Annotated in this window: 24 protein-coding genes; 12 read left to right on the plus strand and 12 right to left on the minus strand. The window is 42.3% G+C overall.

The features are described from left to right. The 6 genes from E1163_RS18305 to E1163_RS18330 all read left to right on the plus strand — a co-directional run. Positions 1–869, plus strand: an 869-nt coding sequence (locus E1163_RS18305; RefSeq protein ID WP_155173932.1) for a phosphoglyceromutase, incomplete at its 5' end; no start/stop codon positions are given. A 59-nt stretch (positions 870–928) separates the two neighbouring features. Next, a complete protein-coding gene (locus E1163_RS18310) occupies positions 929–1624 on the plus strand; it encodes a 4'-phosphopantetheinyl transferase family protein (RefSeq protein ID WP_155173910.1) in 696 nt (231 codons plus the stop codon). Between the two features lie 8 nt (positions 1625–1632). Then, positions 1633–1893 (plus strand): phosphopantetheine-binding protein, encoded by a 261-nt coding sequence (locus E1163_RS18315; RefSeq protein WP_185156136.1) that lies wholly within the window; start codon positions 1633–1635, stop codon positions 1891–1893. Positions 1894–2434: 541 nt separating this feature from the next. After that, entirely contained in the window at positions 2435–2602 is a 168-nt protein-coding gene (locus tag E1163_RS18320) for a hypothetical protein (protein WP_155173912.1), read from the plus strand. A gap of 15 nt (positions 2603–2617) precedes the next feature. After that, positions 2618–2965, plus strand: coding sequence for a hypothetical protein (locus E1163_RS18325; protein ID WP_155173913.1), 348 nt, complete (start codon positions 2618–2620; stop codon positions 2963–2965). 320 nt (positions 2966–3285) lie between these two features. Next, on the plus strand, positions 3286–4347 hold the full coding sequence (locus tag E1163_RS18330; protein ID WP_155173914.1) for an SMI1/KNR4 family protein: 1062 nt from the start codon (positions 3286–3288) through the stop codon (positions 4345–4347). 147 nt (positions 4348–4494) lie between these two features. Here E1163_RS18330 and E1163_RS18335 read toward each other — a convergent pair whose 3' ends face one another. From E1163_RS18335 to E1163_RS18345, 3 genes are all read right to left on the minus strand, one after another. Then, a complete protein-coding gene (locus E1163_RS18335) occupies positions 4495–5058 on the minus strand; it encodes a hypothetical protein (RefSeq protein WP_155173915.1) in 564 nt (187 codons plus the stop codon). A gap of 413 nt (positions 5059–5471) precedes the next feature. Beyond that, positions 5472–6581: a hypothetical protein gene (locus tag E1163_RS18340; protein ID WP_221418034.1), complete on the minus strand. Its 1110-nt coding sequence runs from the start codon at positions 6579–6581 to the stop codon at positions 5472–5474. Positions 6582–6586: 5 nt separating this feature from the next. Beyond that, positions 6587–7390: an alpha/beta fold hydrolase gene (locus E1163_RS18345; RefSeq protein ID WP_155173916.1), complete on the minus strand. Its 804-nt coding sequence runs from the start codon at positions 7388–7390 to the stop codon at positions 6587–6589. 134 nt (positions 7391–7524) lie between these two features. Between E1163_RS18345 and E1163_RS18350 the strand changes: the two genes are divergently transcribed. Next, a complete protein-coding gene (locus E1163_RS18350) occupies positions 7525–7869 on the plus strand; it encodes a hypothetical protein (protein WP_155173917.1) in 345 nt (114 codons plus the stop codon). Positions 7870–7983: 114 nt separating this feature from the next. On the opposite strand, the gene E1163_RS18355 is transcribed toward E1163_RS18350, so the two are convergent. Next, positions 7984–8361 carry a hypothetical protein gene (locus E1163_RS18355; protein WP_155173918.1) on the minus strand — a complete coding sequence of 126 codons (378 nt, stop codon included), beginning with the start codon at positions 8359–8361 and terminating at the stop codon, positions 7984–7986. 151 nt (positions 8362–8512) lie between these two features. Here E1163_RS18355 and E1163_RS18360 point away from each other — a divergent pair, with 151 nt between their 5' ends. The 3 genes from E1163_RS18360 to E1163_RS18370 all read left to right on the plus strand — a co-directional run bounded on the left by E1163_RS18360 (position 8513) and on the right by E1163_RS18370 (position 11396). After that, positions 8513–9475 (plus strand): AraC family transcriptional regulator, encoded by a 963-nt coding sequence (locus E1163_RS18360; RefSeq protein ID WP_221418035.1) that lies wholly within the window; start codon positions 8513–8515, stop codon positions 9473–9475. Positions 9476–9611: 136 nt separating this feature from the next. Further along, positions 9612–10334, plus strand: coding sequence for an SDR family oxidoreductase (locus E1163_RS18365; protein ID WP_155173920.1), 723 nt, complete (start codon positions 9612–9614; stop codon positions 10332–10334). Positions 10335–10460: 126 nt separating this feature from the next. Continuing rightward, complete coding sequence (locus E1163_RS18370) at positions 10461–11396, plus strand: helix-turn-helix domain-containing protein (protein WP_155173921.1); 936 nt, start codon at positions 10461–10463, stop codon at positions 11394–11396. Between the two features lie 31 nt (positions 11397–11427). Here E1163_RS18370 and E1163_RS18375 read toward each other — a convergent pair whose 3' ends face one another. The 7 genes from E1163_RS18375 to E1163_RS18405 all read right to left on the minus strand — a co-directional run bounded on the left by E1163_RS18375 (position 11428) and on the right by E1163_RS18405 (position 19050). After that, positions 11428–12498 carry a protein-glutamate methylesterase/protein-glutamine glutaminase gene (locus tag E1163_RS18375; RefSeq protein ID WP_155173922.1) on the minus strand — a complete coding sequence of 357 codons (1071 nt, stop codon included), beginning with the start codon at positions 12496–12498 and terminating at the stop codon, positions 11428–11430. Beyond that, positions 12495–12956 carry a chemotaxis protein CheD gene (locus E1163_RS18380; protein ID WP_155173923.1) on the minus strand — a complete coding sequence of 154 codons (462 nt, stop codon included), beginning with the start codon at positions 12954–12956 and terminating at the stop codon, positions 12495–12497. The genes E1163_RS18375 and E1163_RS18380 overlap by 4 nt, the downstream gene beginning before the upstream one ends. Beyond that, positions 12949–13773, minus strand: coding sequence for a CheR family methyltransferase (locus tag E1163_RS18385; RefSeq protein ID WP_221418036.1), 825 nt, complete (start codon positions 13771–13773; stop codon positions 12949–12951). Before E1163_RS18385 ends, E1163_RS18380 begins: the two co-directional genes overlap by 8 nt. Before the next feature lie 154 nt (positions 13774–13927). Beyond that, the gene (locus E1163_RS18390) at positions 13928–14299 is read right to left on the minus strand and encodes a response regulator (protein ID WP_155173925.1); all 372 of its coding nucleotides are present in this window, start codon (positions 14297–14299) and stop codon (positions 13928–13930) included. A 96-nt stretch (positions 14300–14395) separates the two neighbouring features. Beyond that, complete coding sequence (locus E1163_RS18395; protein ID WP_155173926.1) at positions 14396–16543, minus strand: HAMP domain-containing methyl-accepting chemotaxis protein; 2148 nt, start codon at positions 16541–16543, stop codon at positions 14396–14398. 30 nt (positions 16544–16573) lie between these two features. Continuing rightward, entirely contained in the window at positions 16574–17056 is a 483-nt protein-coding gene (locus E1163_RS18400; RefSeq protein WP_155173927.1) for a chemotaxis protein CheW, read from the minus strand. Continuing rightward, positions 17053–19050: a chemotaxis protein CheA gene (locus E1163_RS18405; protein WP_155173928.1), complete on the minus strand. Its 1998-nt coding sequence runs from the start codon at positions 19048–19050 to the stop codon at positions 17053–17055. Before E1163_RS18405 ends, E1163_RS18400 begins: the two co-directional genes overlap by 4 nt. Before the next feature lie 574 nt (positions 19051–19624). On the opposite strand from E1163_RS18405, the gene E1163_RS18410 reads away from it, so the two are divergent. Further along, complete coding sequence (locus E1163_RS18410) at positions 19625–19897, plus strand: hypothetical protein (RefSeq protein WP_155173929.1); 273 nt, start codon at positions 19625–19627, stop codon at positions 19895–19897. 35 nt (positions 19898–19932) lie between these two features. Then, positions 19933–21015 (plus strand): serine hydrolase domain-containing protein, encoded by a 1083-nt coding sequence (locus tag E1163_RS18415; RefSeq protein ID WP_155173930.1) that lies wholly within the window; start codon positions 19933–19935, stop codon positions 21013–21015. Between the two features lie 61 nt (positions 21016–21076). On the opposite strand, the gene E1163_RS18420 is transcribed toward E1163_RS18415, so the two are convergent. Next, positions 21077–23691, minus strand: a 2615-nt coding sequence (locus E1163_RS18420) for an RICIN domain-containing protein (protein ID WP_221418037.1), incomplete at its 5' end; no start/stop codon positions are given.

Below are 23691 nucleotides of genomic sequence, written 5' to 3' on the forward strand. Positions count from 1 at the left end.
TAAACCCTTTGACCAAAGCCTCTATGCCTGCACTGATGGGGCTTATGGGAGAACGGCTCACCGGCGACACCCATATTGAGGAACCAAACCTCCTGGTAAAAGGAATAGATGCCTGCCTGGGCGTTGACGGCATACCACAAAGCGCTACAGGACAAACATCTTTATTTACAGGATTTAACGCGCAGGCACACCTGGGTTATCACCTGATGGCTTATCCCAATGATCAACTGATATCACTGATCAACAAAAGGTCGATATTCAAATTTGCCAAAGAAAACCAAATCAAAAGTATCTTTGCCAACTCGTACACAGATGGTTTCTTCAAATCATTTGACAAAACCTCTCCCAATTATAGCGTAACAACGCGATGTATTTTAGCCTCCAAAACCAATTTTAACACGCTTGATGATCTCATAGAAAACAGAGCGGTACATTGGGACATAACCAACATCACCTTACAAGGGACGCCTAATGGCAGAGTGCCGTTGATCGCACCATACAAAGCCGGTGAAAATCTTAAAAACCTGACCAAGGATTACGACCTGGTGCTATTTGAGTGCTTTTTGCCTGATCTGATCGGTCATAAGAAGGACATGGAGCAATCCATTAAATTTTTGGAAGTATTCGACGAGTTCCTCGGAGGCGTGCTCAACGATAAGCCCGAAAATGTGCATGTTTTGATATCCAGTGATCATGGCAATATAGAAGACCTGTCTTTTGGTGGGCATAGTAAAAATCCGGTCCCGCTGATCTTTATAGGTAATGAAGCACATCACTTTCAACAGGTAGATGCCATTGACCAGATCTTCAATACCATATTTACCAGGTTGTTTAACACCGCACCTGTAGCTGAATATGAAGCGTTTTAGCGATTTACCAGTGTTGGAGCCGAATTGTCCATATGAAATATGAATCTGAAGAATAGCCCATGATACCCACAGTACACATATTTTCAACATCATTTAAGGAGCCTCTCCGGCAGCGAGCCTTCTCCGACTACCTGTCGTTGCTTTCTCCGGAGCTAAGAGAACAGAACATGCGCTACCTGAGGTGGCAGAACCGTCATGCCCACCTGTTTGGGAGATTGTTGTTGATCGAAGCCCTCTGGCATTTTGGTATAGAAGGTGACATCTGGGGAAATATCATGTATAATGATTACAAACGGCCATACCTGACCCTGACCGATTATGATTTTAACATCTCCCATTCCGGCGATTATGTGGTCTGCGCCATAGCTAAGAATGTCCGGCTGGGTATAGATATCGAGGAAAACAGGAAAGTGAACCTTGCACACTTCCGCAACATCATGACCCCGGATCAGTGGGAAGAAATCAATGACGCAGGCACCCCGTTTAAAACTTTTTATAAGTACTGGACCATCAAAGAAAGCGTGATCAAGGCTGATGGCAGAGGGTTTTATATACCACTGGATGAGCTTGAGGTAAAGAACAATACCGTACAATTTGATGGCAACCTATGGTTTGTGAATGAGGTGGAATATGCCCACGGTTACAGTGCCGCACTTGCCACCAATCAGGTAGCAGCATATAAATTTCACGCCATAGATTTTTACGAAGCGGACATAGCGACCCGGTTAAGCCAGAAATTAGTTCAACTTAAATAAATATGCAAATGACTGAAAATGACATTTACGATCTGATTGCAGCTCACGTGGCAGATATTACTGCAGATGTAGAGCATGGCCCGATTACACGAGCCTCAATGTTATCACCTTTAGGCATGGATTCCATAGGCCGTGCAGAGTTAATCGCCAGAATGCAGGAAGAGTTATCCATAACCGTTCCCGCATACGAATTTCACCAGGCCAATGACCTGGGCGAACTTGCGGCCATATTCGCAAGTAAAATAAGCGAGGTGCAGAAAAGCGCATAAAAACCAGGCGTGTTATGCACGTAAATTTTCCTAACCCACAATAAGTACAAAGCTCCTTCCCCGAAGGAGCCTGGCATCCCTGTGCCTTCCAAATAACCACCTTAAACCACCAAAGAAGAAGTCTTACATTTTTGTTTCGTTGGCTAGTTTCTCAAAAAGTCGATCAGTAGTGGTCGGCTTTTTTTATGCACTTTATTTTATCATCTAGTTCAAGTCTTTAGCGCAGCGATGACTTGGACTCATCGTACACGAAGTCTTCAGGCTTCCAATGAGCGACTATCAGTCCGAAGATTGATAAAAGAGAAGGGTACAAGTGGCGCTACGCTAAACACTTGCACCAGCTATTGCTTAAATAGAATTGCAGTTATGGGCATGTCCCACTCTCCACGCAGAAAGTCATCCCGAGGCTTGAGGGAACCAACCAGGCTCAAGGCAGGAACTACTGTTTACGTCTACAGCAATCCGGGCAGGGCTTTAGATAATATAGAATTTTGCAGTATGTTAGTATTCTGGAAGAGTTCTTCAGTTATGAGGCAATAAAATGAAATTTCTGAAACGGCTATTTAAATCAAAGAAGTATGTCAATCTTAAGCTGGAAATAGAGGAAGGCCAATATCATGAGGAATTGGTGGACATAAGTAAGGTCAACGAAAGGGTTGAAGAACTTCAAAATCATTATTTCCCTAGGAAGGACCCTGATAAGGTATAATCAATATGGTGTTTGGTGGGCAATATTATTGATGAGCATTATTTTGGAGAAGAAAAAGAAATTAGGAGAGGAACAAAGCATTTTCCTCCAGGTGCGAAAGTATACTGCTTTCCAGCTAGATGGGGTGATGGGTATGAACAAATATTAGTGATAGGAAGACCCAGAAAATCTAAGAGATTCATTATGGTAATTCTGAATTCCAATCTCGTAAGAAACTGGAGGCTTATGCGGGTTTATTCTCCATTTATAAAAAAGAAAATGTTAGAAAATGGAGGGTGGGATGATTCAGAAAAATCTAAAGAAACCATTGAAGAAATGCTGAAGTGGCTGCCAGAAAGATCATCTAAAATAAAGAAAAGATAGCTTTTAGACTCCTTTCTGGTTCATGTCTTAAACACTGCGATGATCTCGACATATGATGCAGGAAGTGCTAAGAATTTTAAAGTATTGACCACTACTTAAGCAACTACAAACAAGGTCATTTACCACTCCCCACCCAGAAAGTCCTCCCGAGGCACGAGGGAACTCATTAAAAACCGCGCAGAAACTTCCATTTAGCAATTCATTCATCAGTAAGCTCTAAGCCGGTCAACTTTCCATAACACACATAGCCCACCCTGAATTTTTCTCTAATTAGCATTTTTCCAGTAAGTTAGCCCCATACATCACACCAAACTGATATCATGATAACAATAGCTCTATCGGAAAGCGGATTTCAAGTCAATGAGGAAACCTTAACGTTTCCGGTAAAGATTGAACATCTTAAAAACCTATTTGGAGAATGCAGACACTTTAAAGCTAAATACAATAATATTTTCACTTGGGATGACCTGGGTATTGCGGCATACTCGAAAGAAGGTAAAGAGGCAGAAAGCCTGCAAGTAAGCCTGGAGCAAAAGGAGTATAAGTTTAGCCCAAAACAAGTTTTTAAGGGACAACTCCTGTTCAAAGGAGAGGAGATCATCAGTTATTACCGCGCTCATAAAGATGAACGTGTAAAACTATTTAAGGGCGACAAGGATGGCGCGCTCGTAGCCAATGGTGTCAGTGCCTGGTTTAGTGTGGAGGAAGGCAGCATTGAGACTATCGAACTTAGCGGATACCAGGAGACAGAAAAGGAAAAATTTGAACGTTTGCCCGTTGATGATAAATTTAAATATTTCGTACCGCTATGGGAGGCATGGATTGCAGAAACAACCAGGATTGTGCCTGATGACAATGAATACTATAACCTTACCCGCGGAATCACTAAAGAAGATATTAAAGGGCACTCAAAACTTGATGATGATACTGTAATACCCGATGCGCTCATTAATTTTTATAAGATATACAATGTCGAATATGATGCCGTTACTTCCGCTTTCAGTTTTTCTGTCAATGGTTGGGACTATGACCTAATACCGTTTGATGACATTGCAGAAGACTGGCTTAATATCCAATATCTGCAATTTGGAGATGAAATAGAGCCGGAGGATTTGAAAGATTTTTCTCCAAAAGTTAAGGCAGATGACTACGCCAACCCGAAATGGATCCCTTTTGCCACCGGCAGAAATGGAGACTACCTGCTTTTTGACACCGACCCAAGTGACGAAGGAACATACGGACAGATCATTGAGCTACAGAATGAGTCCTGGGAGCGTAATGTGATAGCCGATTCTTTGGCTGATCTGATACAAAAGGAAATTGACCTCATTAAAAGTGGGGAAACTAAGAAGTTTGATTTTATTCTTAGTAATGGGGATTAAGGAGAGTTTATATTTATTAAAAAGGTAGTATGAAGAACCATGTTAGGTAAAGAGACTAGCTTAACGTATTAAAGGCTCCAGAGGATATAAATCCAAAGGAGCCTTAAACCATAGCACCATTAACTAAAAGGCTACCAATTTTATATTTTAATTACAAGGTGTACCGTAAGCCCTGTACTTGTATAGGAGAAACTGAGTCCCGTCTACATTGAGCTGATAACCCTTGTTTTTGGCCTTCGACCATTTTCTGTAGCTCCAGCCATACTTTTGCCGTGCTTTGTTAGACCAGGATACCCTTGCCCGGCTTCGGCCTAAAGCCTTAAATCTTGAGTGTGTTAACCGGCTGACCACATTCGACTTACAATTACCTTCCATTCTGGCATGTTTGCCATTGGTACTTATCGACGCATCTATTCCTTTTAGAGCCTCATTTACTTCTTCTTCAAGCAGCGTACGCTCCTCCCTGTCGGTACCTAAATACTCCCGCTCAAAGTCCGAATAACTCATGATCGAATCAGACTCAATGTCTCTCAGCACCCTGACAAAGTTGTTGTAAAGTTCAATAGTATGCGTTTGCTCTTCTGTTGCCACATCGGGGTCCGGCTGATTTGCCGGCGCAGGTTCATTCACTGACTCATCCATACAGGCTACCAGACAGCCGGCAGCCAATAGTGAAATAGCATAGGTTTTGAAATTGATTAATTTTTTCATAACATATTTAGTTTGGTTTAGCATGGGACAAAGCTATTTCCGGCCATGAAAGGAATAATCAGTCAATTGACATAAAGGCCTTCTCAATTGATAAAAGGGTGATTTCAGTTGAGACGCAATGCTTGTTAACAGGGGGCAAACTCCTCTTCCAGCACAACATTGCTAGCCCTAAGAGGGCGCTATCGATCAGCAAAAGGTGTAGCCTTTTGTTAATTCAACCGGAAAGGATACAAGCCCCGAGGGGTGAGATTTCGTGAGTTTAGCAGAATTGCTCCTGTCAGTAGTTCTGAACGGTCAAGCTTTACCAAGCATCCATAAGTTTAGTAATGCCGCGATTTAGCTCTGCAAAACCCACCAAAGATAGCCGGCACGGATATGCAATAGTATTGAGCGGGTGTGGGGGACTTTAATTTTTAATCACTGGAAGAAAAACAAGGCAGCACATCTTCTCTAAAATAAGGTTCCTGATTTGTCCAAAACATATATTTGACCTTCAGGAAGTCTTTTGCAAAGGCATGTAATAGAGGTACTATATTACTTCTTGATCCTTTGCCCTTCTCATGTGTTTCATCATAATCCTGATCTGCCCCCGTTTTGCCGATGTAATTTCCATCCTGAACAGCAATTCCGACCGGAACAGTATAATCTCCTTCATGCATAAGTGCCAGAGCATGGTTAAGTTGTCCTTTTCTTGTAATCATCAGGTCAGGAGCCCCCAGGCCGACACCAATAGTTTCACCATATACATAGATGCTCCTTAGGTAACCCTTGTCATCATACGGCAGCCATTCACCGGGCATAAAATTGGCATATATCATGGTGGTTGATGTAGGAAATGCCTTTTTCAATGCGACCATATTAGCCTTTAGTCCACTCAGGTAAGCCTCTTCTGAAAAGCTGGTATCAGTTTCTGTATTTACTCCGATAGCTGTTTCCTGCAGGTTAATACCTTCGATTTTACCATCAAGTGTGGCTCCCAGAGCTTCTATTAGCAGGGCAAATCGTTCTCTGACTTGTTTGTTCCAGCGTTTGGCAACCCAACCTTCTCCTTCATAGCCATCATTATATTGTATAGTAGCACCCCCTCCATACGTATCGGTAAGCAGGTATGACGGAATGGCAATATATTTAGGGTTAAAGGTGGCATCTTGTAATTGTATAAAGAGTTTCTTGTTGTGTTTTTCGAGGTATAGGTAATCTTCTATAATTGAAGAGAAATCATACCGGTCCTTTTGAGGTTCAAGCTCCTTCCATGTGTACATGATTTGGGCACCTTTGAACATGGGATGAGAAAGCAAGGGATGATCTTTTAGCGATTGCCTGTCCTTCGCAAAGTATACAAAATGTTCAATATTATTCTCTTCTATGGGACATGCAGCATCAAGATATTCCTTATAGGCGTTTTTATACTTTTCATCCGGTTTTTGCCATTCCTGTCCAAATAGCCTGCTACCGAAAACAACTGTACTGAACAAAAACAGGATAAACAAAAAAGCCTCAATAGTATATCTCCGGGGTTGCATGTTTATCAGTTAAAGTTAGACGTTCCATCTGCTAAGCGATTAATAAACCTGGTGGTTTTATCAAACACCTCTTCAGGCTCTTCTTTGTGAGGTGTATGACCGACAGCCGGCATAATATACTTTTCGGATTTTCCACTTACCTGGTTTATCGTTTTCTCCACCTGCTGCAATGAACCATATTCATCTGCCTCGCCCTGGATAAATAAAAGAGGACAGGTGATTCGGTACAAACAATGCTCTATATTCCAGTCTCGATAGTCACTCCTGGTCCAGGTTTCGGTCCAGGCTTTAAAGAGCGTTTCTACTTTACTGCCGTGGTACTTTTCCAGTCGCACGGGCAGGTTAGTAGTTTTATACGCCTCTATAGCCTTATATATGCCCTGGAGCGTGATATCCTCAACAAAAATGTGAGCAGCTTCGCAAATTACTGCTTTGATCTTTTCGGGAAATTTCCTGGCGGCTAACAAAGCAATGGTTCCACCATCACTATGTCCGAATAAAATGGCATCATCTATACCCAAAGTGATCAGTAAATCATGGAGTACATCAGCTTCCAGCTCCATGTAATTGACAGGCCTTTGGTGGGTTGGCATGGGATCAGATTTGCCATAGCCCAAACGGTCGTATACCAATACATTACATTCCGTCGCCTTTGCAAGCCTTTTTAGAAAATCCCGCCAGAGCTGTACGCAGCCGAGGGAGTCATGCAGAAAAACCAGTGTAGGACGATTTTCATATTCCTTTTCTGATTCTACATAAAGGTTAGCACCATTTATTTGTATGAGTTTATCAGGTTTTTTATGGGGCATGCCAAGGTTACTTTCGTAATAATGATGAATTTTTTAATGCTCCACAATAATAAACAAACCCTGTGAATCCATAGAGAAGTATCACCAGCTTAACATGACTTGTCTTTTATTATATTTGGGCTTTCTGTAAACTTATGAATATGGATGTACCTTCATGTAATGAGATCAAAGACCTTAACTTCTGGGTGCCTCCACAGCCAAGCAGTTTGATGCTGACCATCATCACCCGTGAGGGGAAAAAAGTAAAAATTGATATGCTTCCCGATATGGACGATGCCTCTGACGAGTCCATACCTGACCTGAAGCGGAAACGAACCATATATATTAATGACCAGGCAGTGCCGCTAAAATCTGAAGCAGAGGCAGCGGCCATGCGCTTACTGTCAGACTTGATAGCTAAAGAGCAGTTGGGGCATCCCCAAGGGCTGGCTGTTTATATGGCCAATGAGATGATCGAATACTTTGGATATCAGAAGTAAAGTACCCTATGAGTACAAAGCCAAAGGAGCAGCTTCAAAAGCCTGAAAAGAACTTTTGAAACCGCCTTTGAACTTTTTCGGATGGCCTAAAACAGTAAAACAGTGAACTGAAAACTATGAACCGATCAAAGTAAGTCCTTTCTGTTGCAAAATGGCCATGGCCAGTACCCATAAAGCTACCCCGCCAATGAGTGCAATACCCAGGAATGACACCACAGGGTAAAGCAGAAAAATGGCCAAAGCACTTCCCAGCACCCAAAGGCTGTCCAGTATAATGATCAGCCGGACCTGAGTGGTTTTTACAGGATTTTGAACGGCATTGTAATAAACAAAGGAGGCAAAAAGCATCAGGAAAATTCCGGTTGCTATAAATGGAGCAGTGGGTTGCACTTCAAATAACGTTGCAGCGGTTTCAGCAAACAATACCAGCCCGAGGCCGGTGATACCGGATGAAAGGGCGTTAATTTTTAGAACTTGAGATAACTTTAGCATAACGATTTTGATTTGATGTTTACACAAATTTCAGGGTTTGGCAGGAGCTCGGGTTGTTAATACACGACAACAGATTATCAGAAAACGCCACGGTTCGGGAATTTGAATTAATTTATATCTTTGATAGCAGATGGACTTTAAAAAGCAATTTATGGGATCGCTGCTGGCTTATGCTACACAACGCAACATGGATGTGCAAGCCTTATGCAGTAGCTCTGGCATGGAGAGTCCGGACGCTGATATTTCGCCGGCTCAGATGAATGACCTCTGGCATAATGCGGCAAACCTTTCCGGAGATCAGTCATTTGGTCTGCATTTTGGGGAGGCCATGCAGCTTTCTGCCTTGGGCGTGGTTGGGCAGGTGGTACTTACCAGCAGTACTGTTGCGGAAGCGTTGTCGCAAGCAGGAAAGCTGATATACCTGATCACGGATATTTTTACTCTTGAAGTAAGCCATGCTGCGGACACATTCACCATCTCACTGATCGCAAACGGGAAAAGCGCCTCTGAATTTCCCTCCACATACCGGCATATGGGCGAGTATCTGCTGGCTTTTGTTATTCATGAGCTGGATGGGCTGATCCTCAGGAAGATAAAGCCGGTAAGTGTTGAGGTACCATTTGATATTGCTCATAAGCCTGAGTACGAAAGGGTGTTGAGGACATCCAATATTTCATTTACCCAATCATTCAAGATAACCTTCGACAGCGATTATCTCTCATTGCCTGTTATTACAGCAAACCACACACTTCAGGCATACGCTTTAAAGCAGATCGATATTTTGCTTATAGAAAATAGCCATACAGGGCCATTGAAAGACAAAGTGTTTAACCATTTGCTGGCCAATTCCTATTTGAACAACATCACATTAGACGATGTTGCTTCAAATTTCAATATGGGAGCCAGGACTTTACAGCGAAAGCTGAAGAATGAAGGCATTACCTTTATGGAAATCGTTGAAGAAGTACGAAAAAACCTGGCCATCCAATACCTGAACAAAGGAGACCACCAGGTAAAAGAAATTGCCTACGCACTCGGCTATCAAGACCCTAGTGGTTTTGTAAGGGCTTTTAAAAGGTGGACAGGGAAGAAGCCGAGTAATTATCTGGCCTGAAATAAGGCATTCAGGAATTTTTACAGGCAACAGAAATCAATTATTTGATTTTTGCAAATCATCGATTGATATCAACAAACCATTTCAGGCGTCCTTGCCGGAGCTTTGTATCATTCAAAAACAAAAATCAAACATCATGAATTTATCCAACAACAAAATTCTTATTACCGGCGGAGGTTCAGGTATTGGTCTGGGACTTACCGAAAGGTTTATCAGTGAAAACAATACCGTCATTATTTGTGGCAGGAGAGAGGAGGTGCTGAATGAGGTAGCGGATCGCTTTGATAACGTGATAACCTACACGTGCGATCTGTCAACAGAATCAGGCAGGACAGCATTATATGAATGGGTAGCTTCGGAGCACCCGGATTTGAACGTGCTGGTCAATAATGCAGGTATTCAAAACTGGATGCATATTGAAGACGAGGGATTTTATGACAAGGCAAAGCTCGAAATAGAGACTAACGTATTGGCTCCTCTACACCTGACCAGTATGTTTATCAAACTTAAAAAGCTGGATACGGTTATTAATGTATCCTCAGGGCTGGCCTTTGTACAAATAGCCAAAGTGCCGGTTTACTGTGCTACCAAGGCCTTTTTTCACTCATTCACGCGTTCACTGAGGCATATGCTGAAAGAGCGGAACATCGAAGCCATTGAGGTCATTCCTCCGGCACTGAATACAGACCTGGGTGGGAAAGGCATCCATGACCAATACCCTCCGGTGAGTGAGTTTGTAGAGTCCGTATTTCAACAGCTTGGTGAAGGCAAACAGGAAATTGCCTGGGGCTTTAGCGAGGTAATATCAAAGGCATCTCCTGAGGAAGTTGCTGAAACTTTTCAGAAAATGAATGCCTGATCAATTTGGTCCACTGAGTAATTGACTCAGTAAACATGTAACTGCGACCGGATTTCCTGCTTGGGTCGCAGTTGCAATATTGATAAATGTTTACCTTTACAATACTTTGATCTTTACAAACAAGCCATGGAAGTACTTTCAATAAAAGGCTTTTATCAGGATCTGCTGCCAGATGTTGATCTTGACCAGTATTTTGGAGATAACAATAATCAGGATATCGGACACTTCAATGTGTTTGATATTGCTGAAATGTGGAGAAAAAGCCCATCCAAGCCTAAAATGCCCTACAACAGGAGGACATATTACAAGATCAGCCTTGTCAATGGCCGGAATAAAGTTGAGTATGCGGATAAAGTTGTAGATGTTGAGGACTATGCCCTGATATTTGCCACACCTAAAGTGCCATACAGATATTATCCGGTAAATTCTGATCAAAAAGGATACTTCTGCGTATTCACAGGTGAATTTTTATCAAAGTCAAAAACAGGCACACTTATAGATGAGCTACCGATCTTCAACCCTGCCTCGGATTTTGTTTATCACCTTGACCGGGAGTTGTATGACCGTGTAGATGATATTTTCAAAAAGATGCAACAGGAATTATCGTCTGACTATACCTATAAGTATGACTTGCTTCGTACCTATCTTTTAGAGCTTGTTCATTTTGGTCAAAAGCTACAGCCGGTTAATCCTTCAGATATACCTCATAACGCCTCAAGCAGGATCTCTTCTTTATTTATAGAATTGTTGGAACGGCAGTTTCCCATAGAATCTACCTCACAACGGGTCAGGATCAGGTCCGCCAACGAGTTTGCGGCCTCGCTCAACATACACGTTAACCACTTAAATAAGGTGCTAAAGGAGGTGACCGGAAAGACAACCTCAGACATTATCAAAAGCCGTTTGGCCCAGGAAGCTAAAATTCTTCTCCGTCAAACACAGTGGAACATTTCAGAAATAGCATTTAGCCTGGGTTTTGAAGAAATAGCCCATTTTTCAAACTTCTTTAAAACATTGACCTCTTACTCACCTTCGGAATTCCGGAATGGAATAAAAGGCTAAGCAAAGAGTTTACAGCTTTATGTTGTGTTAACTAAAAGAGCGATTTCAATTTGCCTGGTATACCCTCCAAAGGTAAAATGTATTGTGCCGCTCCCAGCTTCACGGCTTCCCTGGGCATACCATATACCACACACGTAGCTTCATTTTGAGCAATGGTTATTGCTCCGTTGTTGCGCATTTGCAGAAGGCCTGCCGCTCCGTCATTACCCATGCCTGTGAGGATAATGCCAATGGCATGATGCCCCGCACTTTTGGCCACCGATTCGAAAAGTACATCTACGGAGGGCCTGTGCCGGTTTACCAGCTCACCACTTCTGATCCTTAGCCGGTATTTGGTCAGGCTATATTCCAGCGTCATGTGAAATCCTCCCGGGCAAATATAAGCATGTCCGTTTTGAATGATCTCGCCGTCTGTGGCTTCTTTGACTACGATGGTGCAGCGTGTGTCGAGGCTTTTGGCAAAGGACTGGGTAAAGCCGGCCGGCATATGCTGTACGATCAGAAAAGGGGGGCTGTTAGCAGGTTCATGTTCCAAAAGCTGCCTGATAGCTTCGGTGCCACCGGTTGATGCCCCTATGGCTATAATTTTACTTATAGGTTCCGAAGGTGTACTTATTTCCGGAGCCATGTCACCTGCAGCATCACGGAGGCTGGCATCCGGAGCTTGCTCAGCCTGGGCCAGTGGTCTTCTTCGTACGGGAGCCATGTTGGCAGCTTTTATGGCATCAGTTATCAGTATTCGGGATTCTTCAAGGTGATCCTTAGTGTTTCTGATTTCAGATTTTGCTAATATTTCCACCGCACCCAGTTCCAGGGCTTTTAGAGCCTGCCGGCTGCCCTTTTGAGTGAAACTTGAAATAATAACTACGGGAATAGGATACTGTGCCATCAGCGTTTTGAGAAAGGTGAGTCCGTTCATTCGCGGCATTTCCAGGTCCAGCGTAATTACGTCAGGCACCTCCTTGCGGATCTTCGTAGCTGCAAAATAAGGGTCAGCGGCGGCACCCGTTACCATAAGTTGCGGGTCTGAGTTTATAATACTGGTCAATGTTTGTCTTACCAGTGCAGAGTCATCAACAACCAGAACTTTAATTCGCCTCATACATTACTGAGTAGCTTCATTTTAACTTTTCCTGTAGCCGTGTTGAATATCACCTTCCTGCCATGATGGCCCCCTGTATGTCGGGCTAGTATTTTTATGCCATATTGGACAAGCAACATATCGGCTACTGCTGCATTTCTTGTTCCGATAGCGTACTGAATGTTTGGGGTTAGGGAATTGGAACCTCCGAATATTTTAGCCTCTATGTTTAAAATGGAGCAACCTCTTTTAAGCATAGAATTCACAAGTACATGGATAGAAAAATATCCTTGGTTAGGGTTACCGTTTATTGCATCAGGCGTGCCAGGTACCATAAAATGGTTCATGCCTGCTACCCGTGTCAGAGGATCCCACAGGCAAACTGAAACACATGAACCTAAGATGGTATGTATTTCGGTATTGCCTGAGGTAACTATAAAATTGCCATTTATCAGGTTGTACATTTTTACATCACTCATATGTATTCCTGTAGATGGTGGGGCTTACCTGCTTGAAAGGTACTGTCATACCCAGAGTGGATTCACTATGCCCCAGGAATAACAGGCCTCCGGGGCGTAAATATCTTGCCAACCGATTGATCACTTTTTCCTGAGTGCTTTTGTCAAAGTAGATAAGCACATTTCTGCAAAATATGAGATCAAAGCTCATTGAAACAGGCATGTCAAGGTCATAGACCAGGTTAACCCGCTTATATGATATCTTTTTTCTGTACTCTGGTTTGATGCGGACACAGGAGTTGGCAGGGTCTTTACTTTTAAGAAAATATGATCGTTTCAGGTGGTCAGGAAGCATACTGATCCGGTCGTAACTGTAAATGCCCTGATAGGCGGCTTGTAAAGTTCTGGTGCTTATATCGCTGGCCGTTATGGAGTAACAGAAAGGAAGGTTAGCCTTTCTGAACTCTTCAAGGACCATTAAAATGGTATAAGGCTCCTCTCCGGTAGAGCATGCCGCCGACCACACTTTCAATGGCCTGTGCCGGTTATTAGTTTTATAACCGGGAAGGAAGTTCTGAGTCAGGTATTCGAAGTGTCCAGGCTCACGGAAAAAGTCAGTTTTATTGGTGGTGATCAGATCAACCACATTAGGTAGTTCTTTTACCCTGCCTTCTTTACCAAAAATATAAGCCAGAAACGGCTGATAGCTATCAAACCCTAAACTGAGCACTTTCTTATTAAGCCGGCTTTCCAACATACTTTTTTTTGCAGCAGGAAGTTTTATGCCGTATTGCCGGGTTATAAAGGAGCTTAGCTTTTCAAAGCTGGCATCATCCATTTTTAAAAAACCAGATGAGTACATACGGTGATTCTCAGGTAAACCCTTTTTAAATAAAGCATGCGCCCCTTTTCAATGAACCTAACAAAACTACTTTTATGAAAAAGAGATGGGCGCATGCAATGGGGTTTAAGTGTATGGTATATATATCGTGTTACTGGGCCTGTGCGAGGGCATTTTCTATCTGGGCAAAAAATGCATCGGCATGGTAAGGTTTCCTTATCCAGGCATATAAACCCGCCTGCTTGGCTGCCTGCATTTTTTGGGGATTAGTTTCCGTGGTAAGGAAAATCACAGGTATTCGTGCCGTTTCATCATTGGATTTGATCTTGTTTAACAATTCCATTCCTGTACATTTTGGCATATTATAATCTGATAGTACCAGGTCAATCCTGTTTTCAGAGAGCAGGCTGTAAGCTTCATTTCCGTCTGATGCACCAACCGTTTTGTATCCTTTTTTTTCCAGGGTTGTACATAGAAACTTTTGAATACTACTGAAATCATCAACTACAAGTATCGTTTTCATATGATCTGATTTTTTATTTTCAATTTTTAAAGGTTTTGAGATAAGCTAATTCTATCCATGGTTAATCTATCATGCTTTTTCGCGGTCTTGTAATGTTTAGAATTCGGTAAACTCATCATCAGTCGGGCCTTCATCAAGCTGGATGTCAACACCGTTTTCTTTCAACCTGGGCTCTTGTTTTGTACTACGTTTTTTACCGTCGGCCGAAGGGACATTTAACTGATCAGAAACCTTGAAATCTGACTGGTTACCGGCAACTTTAAAATAGCTGATGGCAACTTTGAGCTCTTCGGCCTGTGAACTCAGCTCTTCTGCATTAGAAGACATCTCTTCAGATGAAGAAGCATTGTTTTGTGTAATCTGAGACAATTGCTGTATGGCCCTGTTGACTTGTGTCGCCCCGGTGTTTTGCTCTATACTTGCTGCGGCAACTTCTTGCACCAATTCTGCTGTTTTGTTGATGTCGGGCAGTGTTTTGGATAGCATTTCTTTTGAATCCTCTGCCAGTTTCACCGTGCGTGTTGAGATTTCATTGATCTCAGCAGCAGCCTGCTGGCTTCTTTCGGCCAGCTTTCTAACCTCTGCAGCTACCACGGCAAAGCCTTTTCCGTGCTCTCCGGCACGGGCAGCTTCTACCGCTGCATTGAGGGCCAACAGGTCTGTCTTTGAGGCAATTTCTTCTATAATGACGATTTTCTCGGCTATATTATTGATTGCCCTTACTGTTTCAGAAACCGACACACTCGTGGCCTCAATATCTTTGGAGGCTTTGTTGGCAATTTTTTCTGTTTCCCTGGAGTTTTCAGTGTTTTGCTGTATGTTGGCTGACATCTGTTCCATGGATGACGAAACTTCCTCAGCCGAGCTGGCCTGCTCCTGGGCTCCGTGTGATAATTGCTGTGAGACAGATGCTACCTGCTGGCTTGCAGCAAGTACATTATCTGCACCATTGGTAATAGTACTTACAATATTTCGAAGGTTGTTAACCATTTGCTCAAGCGCCTCATCCAATTCACCACCATGATTTTTCTGGGTTTTAAAGTCAATGATCAGGTCGCCCTTAGCCACTTGTTTGGCAAGGTTTACCGACGATCGCAATTTAATAATCATGGTCTGCAGCTCTTTAAGCATGGCACCTATCTCATCTTCTGCAGATATTTTGATATCTGAAGAGAAATTTCCTGCTGCAATTTTCTTTACAGCATCTGTCGCAATGTTCAAAGCTCCGGTAATACCACGCAGTAACCATACCGACATCAGTACGCTTAATATGATGGCTACGGCAATGATTGCAATCATACTCTTAAGTGTACTGCTATACTTCTCATTATTATATGCCTGATCCTTTTCCAACTGCACTCTTACCTGACCGAAGTACTTGTCTATAATACTGCCAATCTCATCAGCTATTATATCGGCATCTCCATTGGACAATAAAAGCGCTTTGTTATTGGTCGCTTTGCCGGCCAGTTTCATTACTTCTTTGTGGATTTCATAGAAGGATACATATTGTCTCGTATACTTCTCCAGTATCAGTTTGGTGTCACCTGACAAACTCCTGCCTAGTTGACCGAGGTGCAGTTCAAGTTTATTTTCTGTTTCCGATGCTTGTTCTAATATTGCTTCCCGTTCTGTTTGGGTTGTAGAAAGTATAAGTTTGTTCTCCAAAGATCGCAGGGTGTGAAACTGCTCGTCCAAAGCCGCTGCGGACCCTATTTGCTCTTTAGTACCGTTGATGACGAGATAATCTACCAGTTCACTTAGTGTAGTATTTGCTTTTCTGTATTCATTACTCCCCTCAGTGAATGAAAGGTTTTTTGCTAAGTTTTCAGAGTTGCTTAAGGCCAGTTCAACAACGTCCATATTAACCTTGATCAACTCATCAGCTTTGGTGTCAAGCAGGTTGGCAATATTGAGCAATTCACCATTACTGAGGGATATCAGCTTTTCTATACTTTGATTGATGACAGTGGCATTGTCGTCAATCTTTCTTTTTAGCTCATTCATTTCCTGAACTTCACTGGCAATGGTTATTTTTTTCTGGTTGCGAACCAGTAAAATGACCTGGTACCTTAATTGAGCGATAACCTGCTGCTGCACCACAGTGCCATTCATTACGTTGTTAAAGCTTTTATTGATGGTACTTATCCTTGTATAGGAAATGGCAAAGATCAATCCTACGAATAACACAAGTATAGTTAAGGTGAGGATCAGCTTATTGCGAATGGTAAGTTTATTCATCATAACTGAATATTTCTTTTTTAATTTTTTAAACTAGATTGTTGCTTTACCCACTTGGTTCAGTTCATCGAAAGAGAATACACGGTTTATATCCATGATCATCGTAATGTCTCCATGGTCATTTACAATGCCGGTGATCGGAGTAGAGCTTTTGAAACCTTCTATATCATCTGGTTTTTGTACACTTTCATCCTCAATCTCCACTACTTCCCTGGCCACATCTACAATGGCACCGATGGAAGTTATTGCATCCTCTTCACCGTAGATGTTCAGAATTATGACCCTTGTTTTAGTGGTTTTTTCTTTTTGAGGAAGGCCGAGCTTTATCCTTGTGTCAAGCAAGGGTAGGATAGTGCCCCTCAGGTTAAATATCCCCAGCATGTAAGCCGGCGCGTCTGGCACCCTGGTATATTTGTTGAATTCAACCACTTCATGTACATAGTTGACGTGGACGGCAAACTTTTCGTCATTCAGGAGGAAGGTGAGGTATGCCTCAGATTTTTTGCCTGTACTCATATCACATTTTTTGTGTGTCTCATAAAAAGTCTTTCCGGGTCCAGGACCAGGGCTACCGCTCCATCTCCCAGTATGGCGCTGCCAGAAATAAAGTCCTGGTTAGTATATAGGTCGCCCATTGGCTTTAAAATCACCTCCATCATACCTTCAATATGGTCAACGGCTATGCCTTTGCTTTTATCATTTACTTTGATAGTGATGATGTCTGATGTTTTTGGGGTGTCTTGCTCATCATAATACTGCTGTCTCAATGAAAGGACCGGCAGAGGCTTTTCATTAATCATGACTCCTGATTGAATCCGTTTTTTCCGGTTGAGGATTGATGATGGAATGCGGTCAATCCTTTCAATAGCATTGATGGGAATGATATATTGAGTATCCGCAACTTTTACAAGAAGGCCGTCTATGATAGATCTGGAAATGGGTAATTTTATGTAGAACTGTGTGCCGGCGCCAGGCGAACTGGATACTTTGATGCTGCCCCTGAGTTCGGTTATACTTTGCTTCACCACATCCATGCCTACGCCTCTGCCCGAAATATCGGAAATCGTATCCGCAGTGGTAAGGCCGGGATGAAAGATCAGGTTGAAAACTTCATCATCATTCAACTGTGTATCCCGACTGATAAGTCCTTGTTCGATGGCCTTGTTTACAAGTCTATCCTTGTCTATACCTCTGCCGTCATCACTGATGATCAGGTTGATGAAGGCGTTTGATCTGAAAGTATTAAGTTTAATTGTGCCGTGTTCCGATTTGCCTTGCGATTTACGCTCCTCCGGGTGCTCTATCCCATGGTCAACGGCATTGCGGATGATATGAAGGAGAGGCTGGGTCATCATTTCAATGATGTCCTTGTCCATTTCAGTATCCACTCCCTTGGAAATAAAGTTGACCTTTTTATTTAACGACCTGGAAAGGTCACGTACCAGGCGTTTAAACTGGGTCACCAGCGTTTCAATCTGTATCAGGCTTATATCGAGCGATACTCCTAGTAATTGACTGACAACCGCTTCTATACGTTCGGCTACATCATTAAGAGCTACATTATGGGTTTGATGGGCCACATTAAGCAATTGCGATTTTAAAATAACCAGTTCACTGATCTTATTAAGCAAATCATCTATTTTGTGTTTTTTTACTTTAATTATAGCTTGCTGATGATTGCGATGAGAGGGTTCATTTTCTTTATTTTCGAACGTTTCTGTCTGGTCCTTGATACCTGCACAAAAAGTATCCAGTTGTTCTTTTGTGATCCTTTGATTCAGAAATTCTTCAACAGTAGAAGCCCAAACCGGTGTTTCAAGCAGGTTACAGGGGGCTAATGTGGAAACAATAACTTTACAATCCTGCTCTACAAAAAGAAAATAACTTTCAATTTCTTCCTGGGAAGAAACCGTTGCAAGTACCAGTTTCCAGTGATCTATGGTTTTATCCTCCCTGGCCTGAATACGTATTTTAGACACGCCTAATGCCTCGACATCTTTGATGATGTAAATTAAGGGATGGTTTCCATCACTGGTAATTTCAATGCTTGGGGTGATTTCGAGGAGATACGTAACAAAGGCTGTTTGAGTCGATAACCGGTTTAGAAAGCTTTTATCGTGTGAAATAGCTTCATGGTTTTTCAGGAATAGACTGGCCCTGTCGAGATGACCTCGAAACTCTCTGGAATCCATTAATTTATCAAGGTTCTTTTTTTGAAGCAGGTCGCGTACTTTATCAAAAGCATTAAGGGTAATACTGATCAGTTCGTCGGTGACATGCATATGACCTTCTCTAACATGATCAAAAAGGGTCTCCAGATGATGGGCAAGATCTCCAATATGCTCAAAGCCAAACATATTGGCGGCACCTTTAACAGTATGCATAATCCGGAACACCTGCTCTAAAGGGGCGGAAGCATGAGGAGTAGCCTCTAACTGCATCAGACCTTCATCGAGCTGATTGAAAAGATCGAGCATGTCTTCTATGAATTGCTTCTGGTTATCGTCCATTGATGTAGGCTATTGTGCCAAATTGGAATCCTGATATACCTATATTACCAGGCAGTAAGTAATACTCCTTTTTCACTTTGCATAGAGGTGTTTCTTCTTTCGAAACAATCTGATAGTCAGTATTTAACTGCATGAATTTGTGAGACTGGTATCAGTGCGAAGATGCCTGTTCGGCGCGAGCATAAGGCTAAATAGGTACGGACAAAAAGGGGGATAATTTGGTAGACAAAAAAGTAGACATAAAAAATAATAAACTGATTATCAGAATATTAATTCGATTTGAATAGAGGTGACAGTGTTAGGTTTTACATTATTAATTATGTAGGAGTACATATACAAATTGAAAGGCGAGTTAGTGAAATTAAGTTACTGGTTTGATTTGTTATGTTGTTATTCGCACTGATGTTGGCCGGTCAGGACAGGAACATATAAATTATTATTTAGTCTTCAATTTCAATGCTTCCTGATTGAAGTAGGCAGAATGTAGACTATAATCATATTTCCGGGTGACTTTCATTATGAACTAGCAGGTGGGATGTTACTAAATTTGGCCTATAACAAGATTAACTTAGCGATGAAAGAGGTGAATAGAAAGGCTGAAAAATCAATCAGATGTAATGGGTATACCTTTGTTATTGAGGTCAGAAACGATCAGGTCAACAATCAATATGATGCCTTTATAACCATATACAAAGGCAGGGTTGAGGTTGGAGGGATTGGTGTATTGGGAGAAAACCATAAAAGGGCGCACTTCCCCTCTGCTGAAGCAGCTTTTATAGGAGCTGAAAGGTTTCTGGATTTCAGTACATGGGGTACAGGTAAAAGTCAAAAGCATACGATGACCTGAAACATAATGTTTATTGTGAACGTTACCCGTACTCTATGAACCGTACAGTAGCGATTGTGATTTTTGTGTTCATTGGCATTACTGCTTATTCACAGAATGATTACGTATATAACCGGCCTCAACAGCTTAATGACGGATGGGATACGGCCAATCTGCGATCCCAAAAAATAGATACTGCCAGAATTTATAGACTGTTTGAACAGTTTCAGCATGAAAACCATAAAATTCATAGTGTGCTGGTGGTGAAAAATGATCAACTCATTGTTGAAGAGTATTTTGGGAAAAACACACTGGATTTGCAGCATGACCTTCGCTCAGTGACCAAAAGCATTACATCAATCCTGATGGGAATAGCCATGGACAAAGGGTTTATTGAGAGCATTGATGATCCCGTCACTAAATATATAGAACAGCCCAAAGCTGAAAAAGAACCTGATCAAAGGAAAGGAGATATAACCATCAGGCATTTGCTTACCATGTCTACCGGGCACGACTGCAACGATTGGGACAAAGGCTCCAAAGGCAGGGAGGATAAAGTCTATCGAAAGAGTGATTGGTTGCAGTACTTTATGGACCTGCCTATGGTCAATGATCCCGGGGAGGTTTCCAATTATTGTACAATGGCCCAGGTACTGGCCAATGAGATCATCACCCGGGCATCAGGGATGGCCATAGATAAATTTGCACAAACATATTTGTTTGACCCGCTACAGATCAAAAATATAAGCTGGGGACACACTTCTGATAAACCCGTGATACCTGCTGCCAAAAGGTTGTATATGATCCCTCGTGATATGGCCAAAATCGGCCAATTGATCCTTAACAATGGAGAGTGGAAAGGTCAGCAGGTGGTGTCCAAATCCTGGATAGAGGAGTCTACCACGCCCAAAACCAAGATTACTGGTATAGACTATGGCTTTTTATGGTGGAATATGCCATTTCAGGTAAATGGAAATAAAACTGTCGCCAAACTAGCCACAGGTAATGGAGGGCAATATATCTTTATCTTTCCTGAACTCAGCATGGTGGCGGTGTTTACAGGTGGTGCCTATAATTCCTCTGATGATAAGCTGCCTTTTGCTATCGTGAAGGATGTTCTTTTACCATCTTTTGATTGACTTAATAAAAAAGGTGCCCCCTTAAAAGAGACACCTTACCAAAATCTACTGCAATCAGGTACTATTTTTTCATTATAGTCTGACTAAAGTTGCCTTTATCAGTAATGACCTGTAAAATAAACTGTTTGCCATACTCCGTAATATCGATATGAACCAGTTGACCCGATACCACTGGGTTGTCAATCGACTTTACCAGTTTGCCCTGCATATCATAAATCTCAATACGAAGTGGTTTTCCGGCCTGTCCTATGTTGATCGATAGTTTGTCTTCAAAAGGGTTAGGGTAGGCAAGAAGCCCACTTTCATTTACCTTTTCAGGAGAAGTCAGGTTGTCCGAATTGTCCATTCTTGTGCTTGAACTGCTATTGACTTTTACCAAAAGCCATTGGGCATTGACGTGACTGGTATTTGCATATTGCCTGCAGTCAGCGCCATTAGCGGTTTGTCCGTATCCATCCAGAAACAACCCTGTAGACCGGTTTTGGATTCTGTAATAATCCCCGTCAAATTGCTGTAGTGCCCAGTGAGAATTTATATGTGTAGTATTAGCCCATTGCTTGCAAGTGGCTCCGTTGGATGTTGAACCCATACCGTCCAGGATCATTCCGGTACCGCGGTTTACAAATTGATAATAACCACTACCGACATCCACCAGTTCCCAGTGTGAATTAACATGAGTAGTATTGGCATATTGCCCGCAAACATCACCATTCCCGGTTCTACCCATACCATCCAATAGCAAGCCGGTAGACCGGTTTTTTATTTGATAATATTGAGTAACACCTGAGTTGTCAGGGTCGGTGTAATTTGCATTTCCCTTTTTGTTTTGGTTGGAGGTAATAGACGACACCAGACTGTTAAGATATACTTCCACATTGGTATAAACACTACTTAAAGTATAAGTGGGACCATCAGAAGCATTCTTACTATTTAAGCCATTTGCTGATTCCCAGGAGTCCGGCATGCCATCAGAATCGGAGTCTGTGGGAGCCGTGGTGGAGCTATACGAAGGCCAGCCTCCTACATCTTGCTGACTATCAATAATGCCTTTGGTGCTTCCTTTTGAGCCGTTGTAAGTATAGGTGCCGTTCGTTGTTTCAGATACGATCCGTGTGTCTATATTATCACGTTTCTTACTTGCCCCCGCATAAGCCAATACCTGGGTATATGCATCTGTTGCAGAATGGGTTGTGATGTCACCATAATTAAAAATACTATTCGACTTTAGCTCGGACTTACTTTTTGATGACGGATTGGGGAATACCCCCTGCCAGTTATCATTGGTTACGGTAGTACTACCATCCATATAATTGCCATCAATGTAATAAACTCCCCATGTGCCCTCTGGTAATGGAGCTCCTGCAGCTTGCGCATTTGGTGAAAATATTTGCGTGGTTCTTTTAGAGGTAGCAGGGCCTGGTTTGTAGTAATTATTTACAATATTGAAGCTGCCTCCCTCTCCTCCGTAAGTGCTATTTGAAGCCCAATTGTATATGACATTGTTTCTCATGTCACATAAAACCTCTTCAGGCTTGTTGGTAAATTTAGCTCCTAACAATCTTGGGTTTCTGCTATCGTGATGCGCAAGTAAGTTATGGTGAAAACTGGCTTTTTGGCCACCCCATACTCCTCCGTATCCATGGGCTCCTTTCTCGTGAACAGAGTTTTTCAAACTTTCTGAGAGAATACACCATTGCATGGTGAAGTTACTATTATCATAAAACGAACCTGTTTCATCAATACTCCAACTAAGTGAACAATGATCGATAATAATATTCGAATTGTTCCTTCCCCACATAGCATCACTTTCATTATTGGCAGCGTCGCCCATACGACTGCGGATATACCTGATAATTACATTATCTGCTTTAACGACGAGCGAATAATTTTTCAGACATATTCCATCGCCAGGTGCTGATTGACCGGCAATGGTGATGTCATTATTTCTAATGGACAGATCTGACTGTAAAGGAATAATTCCTGATACTTTGAATAATACTATTCTGGGGCCGCTGGCTTCCACGGCTTCACGTAAGCTTCCCGGCCCACTATCATTTAGGTTAGTAACATAAATCACTTGTCCTCCCCGGCCTCCGGTAGTATATCGGCCATGACCCTCAGCACCTGGAAAAGCCGGCGAACCGGAAGCCCCAACGCCGTTGATGGTAAATTTACCGCTATGTGATGCGGTCGTAGAACCTCCTACTGTAGATATTGTATATGTAAATACGCCTACTTCTGTTGGTGTACCACTCAAAGTTACAGTTTGGTCGGTCGTATTGATTGTAGTAATTATTCCTTTGGGTAAGCCTGATGCAGTAACTGAAGAAGCATCAGTCCACGAATAATAAAATTCTTCTATGGCATTGCCCAAATCAATCGTTTGTACTGAAGAACCAGCTCCATGTTTGCTGATGGTTGATACAAAGTTTAGGTGCCGGTTGTCGCTGACAGACGATGCCTTGTCTCTTTCGTACTCTGGGGTCTCCGGATCATTTTTGGCATTAGCGGGAATAAAAAGATCTTCGGCGTCATAAAACCCGGTTCTGTCCTTTGCGGCAGTAATATCCGCATCGGCAGGAACGGTGGCATAGCCTGAATAAAAGATAAGCCCTAAACAGATCAGAGCCATAACAAACTTCATTGATTTTTTTAAAATCATCATAAGTAAAAGGG

This window comes from Fulvivirga kasyanovii, assembly GCF_009711405.1.
GTDB classification, from domain to species: domain Bacteria; phylum Bacteroidota; class Bacteroidia; order Cytophagales; family Cyclobacteriaceae; genus Fulvivirga; species Fulvivirga kasyanovii.

Excerpts from the sequence above, each read along its gene's own strand:
- E1163_RS18310 (WP_155173910.1), top strand. The coding sequence starts at position 929 with ATGATACCCACAGTACACATATTTTCAACATCATTTAAGGAGCCTCTC.
- E1163_RS18315 (WP_185156136.1), top strand. The coding sequence starts at position 1,633 with ATGACTGAAAATGACATTTACGATCTGATTGCAGCTCACGTGGCAGAT.
- E1163_RS18320 (WP_155173912.1), top strand. The coding sequence starts at position 2,435 with ATGAAATTTCTGAAACGGCTATTTAAATCAAAGAAGTATGTCAATCTT.
- E1163_RS18330 (WP_155173914.1), top strand. The coding sequence starts at position 3,286 with ATGATAACAATAGCTCTATCGGAAAGCGGATTTCAAGTCAATGAGGAA.
- E1163_RS18335 (WP_155173915.1), bottom strand. The coding sequence starts at position 5,058 with ATGAAAAAATTAATCAATTTCAAAACCTATGCTATTTCACTATTGGCT.
- E1163_RS18340 (WP_221418034.1), bottom strand. The coding sequence starts at position 6,581 with ATGCAACCCCGGAGATATACTATTGAGGCTTTTTTGTTTATCCTGTTT.
- E1163_RS18345 (WP_155173916.1), bottom strand. The coding sequence starts at position 7,390 with ATGCCCCATAAAAAACCTGATAAACTCATACAAATAAATGGTGCTAAC.
- E1163_RS18350 (WP_155173917.1), top strand. The coding sequence starts at position 7,525 with ATGAATATGGATGTACCTTCATGTAATGAGATCAAAGACCTTAACTTC.
- E1163_RS18355 (WP_155173918.1), bottom strand. The coding sequence starts at position 8,361 with ATGCTAAAGTTATCTCAAGTTCTAAAAATTAACGCCCTTTCATCCGGT.
- E1163_RS18360 (WP_221418035.1), top strand. The coding sequence starts at position 8,513 with ATGGGATCGCTGCTGGCTTATGCTACACAACGCAACATGGATGTGCAA.
- E1163_RS18365 (WP_155173920.1), top strand. The coding sequence starts at position 9,612 with ATGAATTTATCCAACAACAAAATTCTTATTACCGGCGGAGGTTCAGGT.
- E1163_RS18370 (WP_155173921.1), top strand. The coding sequence starts at position 10,461 with ATGGAAGTACTTTCAATAAAAGGCTTTTATCAGGATCTGCTGCCAGAT.
- E1163_RS18375 (WP_155173922.1), bottom strand. The coding sequence starts at position 12,498 with ATGAGGCGAATTAAAGTTCTGGTTGTTGATGACTCTGCACTGGTAAGA.
- E1163_RS18380 (WP_155173923.1), bottom strand. The coding sequence starts at position 12,956 with ATGAGTGATGTAAAAATGTACAACCTGATAAATGGCAATTTTATAGTT.
- E1163_RS18385 (WP_221418036.1), bottom strand. The coding sequence starts at position 13,773 with ATGGATGATGCCAGCTTTGAAAAGCTAAGCTCCTTTATAACCCGGCAA.
- E1163_RS18390 (WP_155173925.1), bottom strand. The coding sequence starts at position 14,299 with ATGAAAACGATACTTGTAGTTGATGATTTCAGTAGTATTCAAAAGTTT.
- E1163_RS18395 (WP_155173926.1), bottom strand. The coding sequence starts at position 16,543 with ATGATGAATAAACTTACCATTCGCAATAAGCTGATCCTCACCTTAACT.
- E1163_RS18400 (WP_155173927.1), bottom strand. The coding sequence starts at position 17,056 with ATGAGTACAGGCAAAAAATCTGAGGCATACCTCACCTTCCTCCTGAAT.
- E1163_RS18405 (WP_155173928.1), bottom strand. The coding sequence starts at position 19,050 with ATGGACGATAACCAGAAGCAATTCATAGAAGACATGCTCGATCTTTTC.
- E1163_RS18410 (WP_155173929.1), top strand. The coding sequence starts at position 19,625 with ATGAAAGAGGTGAATAGAAAGGCTGAAAAATCAATCAGATGTAATGGG.
- E1163_RS18415 (WP_155173930.1), top strand. The coding sequence starts at position 19,933 with ATGAACCGTACAGTAGCGATTGTGATTTTTGTGTTCATTGGCATTACT.